This is a genomic window from Granulicatella balaenopterae (assembly GCF_900111135.1).
GTDB lineage: Bacteria > Bacillota > Bacilli > Lactobacillales > Aerococcaceae > Granulicatella > Granulicatella balaenopterae.
The window spans coordinates 1-6,514 of record NZ_FOGF01000061.1 but is presented as its reverse complement, the minus strand read 5'-3'; the positions used below and the strand labels follow the sequence as shown (position 1 = coordinate 6,514).

Annotated in this window: 7 protein-coding genes; 3 read left to right on the top strand and 4 right to left on the bottom strand. The window is 33.2% G+C overall.

Annotated elements, in window-relative coordinates; genetic code table 11:
* Positions 1-259: 259 nt before the first annotated feature.
* The 4 genes from rnjA to def all read right to left on the bottom strand — a co-directional run bounded on the left by rnjA (position 260) and on the right by def (position 3,551).
* The gene (rnjA, locus tag BMX09_RS09425; RefSeq protein WP_089748022.1) at positions 260-1,951 is read right to left on the bottom strand and encodes a ribonuclease J1; all 1,692 of its coding nucleotides are present in this window, start codon (positions 1,949-1,951) and stop codon (positions 260-262) included.
* A gap of 2 nt (positions 1,952-1,953) precedes the next feature.
* Complete coding sequence (locus tag BMX09_RS09420) at positions 1,954-2,166, bottom strand: DNA-directed RNA polymerase subunit epsilon (RefSeq protein ID WP_089748020.1); 213 nt, start codon at positions 2,164-2,166, stop codon at positions 1,954-1,956.
* 109 nt (positions 2,167-2,275) lie between these two features.
* On the bottom strand, positions 2,276-2,998 hold the full coding sequence (locus tag BMX09_RS09415; protein ID WP_089748018.1) for an HAD family hydrolase: 723 nt from the start codon (positions 2,996-2,998) through the stop codon (positions 2,276-2,278).
* Entirely contained in the window at positions 2,991-3,551 is a 561-nt protein-coding gene (gene def / locus BMX09_RS09410) for a peptide deformylase (protein ID WP_089748016.1), read from the bottom strand. Before def ends, BMX09_RS09415 begins: the two co-directional genes overlap by 8 nt.
* 394 nt (positions 3,552-3,945) lie before the next feature.
* On the opposite strand from def, the gene BMX09_RS09405 reads away from it, so the two are divergent.
* From BMX09_RS09405 to BMX09_RS09395, 3 genes are all read left to right on the top strand, one after another.
* A complete protein-coding gene (locus tag BMX09_RS09405) occupies positions 3,946-4,389 on the top strand; it encodes a hypothetical protein (protein ID WP_143054412.1) in 444 nt (147 codons plus the stop codon).
* Positions 4,379-5,224 carry a hypothetical protein gene (locus BMX09_RS09400; RefSeq protein ID WP_089748012.1) on the top strand — a complete coding sequence of 282 codons (846 nt, stop codon included), beginning with the start codon at positions 4,379-4,381 and terminating at the stop codon, positions 5,222-5,224. The genes BMX09_RS09405 and BMX09_RS09400 overlap by 11 nt, the downstream gene beginning before the upstream one ends.
* 249 nt (positions 5,225-5,473) lie before the next feature.
* On the top strand, positions 5,474-6,514 hold a 1,041-nt coding region (locus BMX09_RS09395), incomplete at its 3' end, for a hypothetical protein (RefSeq protein ID WP_143054411.1).

The following is a 6,514-nucleotide window of genomic DNA, read 5'->3' as shown; positions in this document are numbered from 1 at the left end:
GTTACAATCAACAGGACGTAAAAATATTGAAGATTTAAATGAAGTATTAAAAACAACAGCAACAAGTTGGATGGAACGTGTTGAAGTAAAATAATTAGTAAAACGAATTTAGAAGACGTTAGTGATGCTAGCGTCTTTTTTTGTGCGGGGGATTTGAAGTGGTATATGTGCGGAATTGAAGCGGTATCGTTTTGTGTGAATAGGGAAGAGTGCCAAAGCGCAAAAAAAGACTTGGAGAAATTCCCCAAGTCTTAAATGTTTATTTAATTGACTCTTCAGTTACACCCATCATAACAGGTAGAATCATTGGATTTCTTTCTGTTTTTTTGAATAGATATGGTTGTAAAGTATTAATAATCGTATTACGTAATTGACGCTCATTAACATTTTCATTATTGGCAAATAAATTACTAATCTCACGACGTAATAAATTCTGTGCTTGACTTAATAGCTCGCCAGCTTCACGCATATAAATGAATCCACGAGATAAAATATCAGGACCAGCTACTAATTCACCAGTAGAGTAGTCAACTGTTGCAACAACAATGACTAAACCATCTTCAGATAAGATTTTTCTGTCACGTAAAACAACATTACCAATATCACCAATACCATTACCATCAACGTAAACATCACCAGCATAAAAATGTCCCGCACGTCTTGCGCTGTCGGCTGTTACAGCTAACACATCACCATTGCTTAAGATAAATGAATTCTCTTTAGGAACACCAACTTGAGCAGCAGTGTTTGCTTGAATTTTTTGCATACGATATTCACCGTGGACAGGCATGAAGTATTTTGGCTTCATTAAACGTATCATTAATTTTTGTTCTTCTTGTGATCCGTGACCAGATGTATGGATATTATTTAGCTTACCATGAATAACTTCTGCACCAGCTTCTGATAATAAGTTAATAACACGATTAACACTTGTTGTATTACCAGGAATTGGAGAACTTGAAAAGATAACAGTATCACCAGGCTGAATAGAAATCTGTCTATGTGTGCCATTTGCAATACGGCTTAATGCTGCCATTGGTTCACCTTGCGAGCCGGTACATAAAATAATTACTTCTTCAGCAGGGTATTTATTAATATCACGACCTTCGATAAATGTATCATCTGGAGCATTAATATAACCTAATTCTCTAGCAGTAGAAAAGCTAGCTTCCATACTACGACCGAATACTGCAATTTTACGACCTTCTTGAACAGCCACGTCAGTCACTTGTTTTAAACGAGAAACATTAGAAGCAAATGTCGCAAAGATAATACGCCCTTCAACTTTTGAAATGATTTGTTTAATTGATTGACCAACAACTTGTTCTGATTTGGTAAAACCACTAACTTCAGAATTAGTGCTATCAGCAAGTAATACTAATACACCTTCTTCTCCAATTTTAGCCATACGGTGTAAGTTAGCAGGTTCGCCAACTGGAGTGAAGTCAAACTTATAGTCACCAGTAAAGACGATATTTCCTGGTGGTGTCTTAATAACCATCCCAAATGCATCAGGAATACTATGAGTTGTACGGTAGAAGCTAACACTTGTTTTACGGAATTTAATGACGGAATCTTCATCAATCTCATGTAAAATAGCATCACGCAACAAACCGTGCTCTTCTAGTTTATTTCTAATAAGAGACATAGCTAATTTAGTAGCGTAAATCGGAATATTTACTTGCTTAATTAAAAAGGGAATACCACCAATATGGTCTTCATGTCCATGTGAAATGAACAATCCTTTTACTTTATGTTGGTTTTGAACGATATAACTATAATCAGGAATAACATAATCAATTCCTAATAAGTCATCTTCAGGGAACTTAATACCTGCATCTAAGATTAAGATTTCATCTTGAAATTGGACGCCGTAAGTATTTTTACCGATTTCGCCAAGACCACCGAAAGCAAAGATTCCTGTTTCATTATTTTTAATGTTTGGTTTCATAATTAAAACTCCACTAATTTGAAGTCAGCACTTTGTTGTTCGTAAGCTAAGTGTTTTTCATCTAATTCTTGAACGAATTCTACATTATATTCAGTATTTTCTTCGATTAAACGACGTGCTTCTACTGCATCCGCTGCTTCAATATATAGTGAAAGTGTGTTCTCACGACGAGGTGCTTCAAATTTGTTTGGTTGATAAGTAATTTTAAAAATCATTTGTATCAATCTCCTTTTTTTCTGTATTTTATTTAGTTAAATAATATTTCTTTAAACCTTTTTACGCTATTAATAATAATAACATAAATTAAGCGCTAAGTATATTATCTTAATCTTTAAGTTGTTGTAAATGTTCTACTAATTCGCTAGGGGATTGAACAATCGGGAAAACAGTATCATCAGTAATCGCTGTTTTGGCATGTTCCCAATACATAACAGAATGCCATTTACTATCTCGGGCTCCGATCATATCATTATAATAAGAGTCACCAATCATGACACATTCTGAATGATCAACGGCTAATAAATTTTCAACTTTTTTAAAAATTTCAGGCTCAGGCTTTCTATAACCCAATTCATCTGAAATAAACCATTTATCATGGGAAATATAATCTTCAATTCCTAGTGATACTAATTTTCGACGTTGATGTTCACTAGGCCCATTTGTTAAAATCGCTAAATTATAACCTTGCTTTGTTAATTCGTTTAAATTTTCTTTCCATTCATCGCTTAATTCGAGGTGATTCATTTTATCAACATATTTTTTTGAAAATTCTTTATAAATAGAAGTTTCTTTTGGTTGATTCAATGCTTCAAATAAATTTTTAACGCGATGTAAATGGGATTCATCTAAGGTAAGTGTCCCATTTCGATATAAGATAAAGGCTTCATCACTAAATCCTGCATATAAATCATATAATTCATGCTTTGGTAGGGAAGTAGTGCCATAATCAATAAAAGTACGATAGAAGACATCTGCCTTCGAATATAATGTATCATCTAAATCAAAAATTAATGTGCGAGGTGATAAAGTAGTCGTTTTATTAGCCAAGAACGTTCACCCCTGTAGGAATATTTAATGGATTTTCTTTATCGATATGATCATAAAACATTACGCCATTTAGGTGGTCAATTTCATGTTGAACAACAATTGCTTCATAACCATCTAATTTACGAGTGATTTTTTCTCCATCAACTGTATAATATTGAACCGTAATTCTTGCTGCACGGACAACCATTCCAGGTACATCACGATCAACAGATAGACAACCTTCACCTTCACGTAAGCAAGCACGTTTGACAGATTCACGAATGATACGAGGGTTAATCCAGACTTCATCAAGATAAGGTTCTTCATCTTCATAATAACTTGGCACAAATAAAGCCGTCATTTGAATAGATTTACCTAATTGAGGCGCTGCTAAACCAACACCTGCACGTAAGCCGTATTTAGCCGCAATCTCATCATCTTGGCTATTATGTAAATATTCAAGCATTTCTTTTGCTAATGCTTTATGTTCGTCTGATAAAGGAAATTCTACTTTTGCACCACGTTTGCGCAAAGCAGGGTGACCTTCACGGACTATATCTTTCATTGTAATCATATATTTTTTACTTCCTTTCCTTATGCTTTAATGCATTTTTGCATATTATATCATTTTTTAACAGATATTTCTTTAAAAATGCCTAATTTTATTAAAAAAATCCAAATGTACTATACTATTTATTATTTAATGCGTCTTTTATTTATAAAAAACTAGTATAATAGCTGAAATATATCAAAAAGTATCCATTATTTATTAATGATTGCTCTATGTAGCTGAACAATTATTGGGAAGAGAGGTAGTTAGTGTAAAAAAATGACACCGTGTCACAAAAAATATAATGTAGAGCGGTTTTTCATCCGCTCTTAATGTTTTCGGAATAATAAATACATTTTTTGTCAGAAAAATGATATACTAATAACAGAAAGTTGAGGGATTAATAATGTGTGTGATTTTGACACAAAGAGGATACGTTAGAGAAGTGATTAACGATATGAATCCATACAAAGAAAAGGATATGCCAAAAATTAGGTATACATTCACTACTAACAGAGATTTAGCAAAACAATTTGATGAACAAGTGGAAGTAGAAGAGTTGGCGGAAAGATTAAAAGGCGAGGTCGTTAAAGATATTCAAGCAATTGAAAATCATAAAACAAAAGATAAAGACATCCCGAAAATTATTATTAATACAAAATATTTAGTATTAGATTATATTGTCACAAATAAAATGAAAATAAAAGATTTCAACGATCTGTTAGGCTTATCCTATACAGACAGTCTAAAAATCCGCAAAGGTAATCTGGTTGATAGAAAAGTGTTAGATCATGTTCGCACATTTATTTTGTCCCAAGACGTAGAAAGAGAAGAGAGAGAGGAAGTTCAACATGCACATTAAAGAATATATGTATGACCTAAAAGAAACCATCGAGGAAATGCCTAAAAAGAAAAAGGCAATGATTATCGGATCAGTTTTTGGTCTTTGTCTAATTGGAGGAGGTATTGCTTATGTATTAACTCAACAACCAGAACCAACTGCAAAAGTAGCGGTTGTTACTGAAAAAACAGAAGACGAAAAAAATGCTGAAACATTACAACAATTAACAGACAAAGTAGCCTTAGTCACAAAGGAATCTTCTGAAAAAGAGATCACAACGCTAAAAGAAGAAATTGATTCATCAACATTAAAAGATGAAGAAAAGAAAAACCTATTAGACACACTAGAAAAAAATTATCAACCTAGTGAAGAAGTGGCGGTAGTAGAAGAAGCAGAAGAAGAATCTAGTGAAACAACAACAGAAGAACCAGAAACCGTTGAAGTTGAAGCACCACAAGAGCAATCAGTTGAAGTAGCAACAAACTCAAACACACAAACACAAGAATATCAATCACAACAAACGGTTGAAGTAGCTTCTAACTCAAACCAACAAGCACAACCAGAATACAAACCAGAACCTAAGCCACAACCAGAACCGCAACCAGAAACACAACCGCAACCAGAACCAGAGCCACAACCAGAAGATGATGGTGAAGTGTATCCATTATTAGAAATTGTAGGTAAAGAAAATGCAATTGGGAATAGTGGAAAATGGTTTTCGACTTGCGAAGAAGGAATGGCATATATTAAACAAGTGTGTTCTGATTGGGAATCAGAATATGTTGGTGGAAGATGTTATAGTGTTCCGTGGTCAGATGGAACTGAAACATGGACAGTAGAGTTATATACAGAGTAAGTTAGATTATTAAGTGTAATTTCTATTTTTTAATACTTGAATAGGTGTGATATATCATCACGTTTAATCTATTGTATTTTATTACATGGTATAACAATTATAGTTATTTAGATAGAAAAAGCCTAATGATTATAAAATAAATATTAATAATATATCTCATCGTTTAGATACCTTTATGTGAAGTATTCAAATACTACATAAAGGTATTTTTATTATCTAGAAAGGAGGGGCAAAAGTGATTAGACCACCATGAAAAAACATTTTGTAAAAATATACGAAAAATCATTAGAGAAAAGAGGAAAAATTATGAAATCTAAAACGCTAAAAATATTGATGCTGTTCATAACAGCGTTTTTTATTTTTATAGGTAATAAAAAAGTATTTGCAGAATCTATTCATTATAATCAATTAAGTGGGGCGAGAGGAAATCTAACTGTAAGAATCCCAGGAATAGGGGATTATCCAGTATATGTACCTGAGAATGGTAATAAAAATATTGCTCTTCACTACATTACTAACGATGCTGGGGATAAAGCGTTCTGCGTAGAACCGGAAGTATTATTAAGATATACCGGAAATGGTGGTTATACAGCAACTGAATTAGGCGCTGGAGTAAAAATCAATAAAAGAAAAGTAGTATTAACACCAGAACAAGATGAATACCTTAGAGCAACTATTTACTGGGGGTGGGACATGGCAAAAGAACAAAATGGCAAACAATTTGAGTACATCCAAGCCTTAGTGTGGGAAACATTAGGTTATCCAGTACTTAGTATGAGCGGGGATTTAAATTTAGCTGAATATAATGAAATTAAGGCTTTTATCAATCAACAATATAAATCTCATGCACCTTCATGGAATAAACAACATATTACAGTAAAGGCTGGAGAATCCATCACTTTACAAGATTATAAACACATTGCACACTATTTGGACTTTGAACCCTTAACTCAATCTGGATGGCATGTAGAAAAAATATATGAAAATAAAGAAGGTGGTGCTATTAAATTGACCCCATCACCAGAAGCTAAAACCGGAATATTCAAGCTCAACCCTAAGGGGTTACCAGCTAATTATGAAGCTACGAATCTTCTTTATAAAAATCCTGTAACACAAGATGTTATTGTAATTAAAGACCCTAATTTTATTACAGGTATGTTAGAACTAAGCGTTCAAAAAGAAGCAACCTTAAAACTTGTCAAAAAAGACACTGAAGGTCATTATGTTCCAAACGTAACCTTTGAAGTATCATACTATGAAGACTTTAGCGGTACAAAATGGACATACAAA

What these genes read in the sequence shown, in the direction of transcription:
- rnjA (WP_089748022.1), bottom strand. Translation starts at nt 1,951, where the DNA reads ATGAAACCAAACATTAAAAATAATGAAACAGGAATCTTTGCTTTCGGT.
- BMX09_RS09420 (WP_089748020.1), bottom strand. Translation starts at nt 2,166, where the DNA reads ATGATTTTTAAAATTACTTATCAACCAAACAAATTTGAAGCACCTCGT.
- def (WP_089748016.1), bottom strand. Translation starts at nt 3,551, where the DNA reads ATGATTACAATGAAAGATATAGTCCGTGAAGGTCACCCTGCTTTGCGC.
- BMX09_RS09400 (WP_089748012.1), top strand. Translation starts at nt 4,379, where the DNA reads ATGCACATTAAAGAATATATGTATGACCTAAAAGAAACCATCGAGGAA.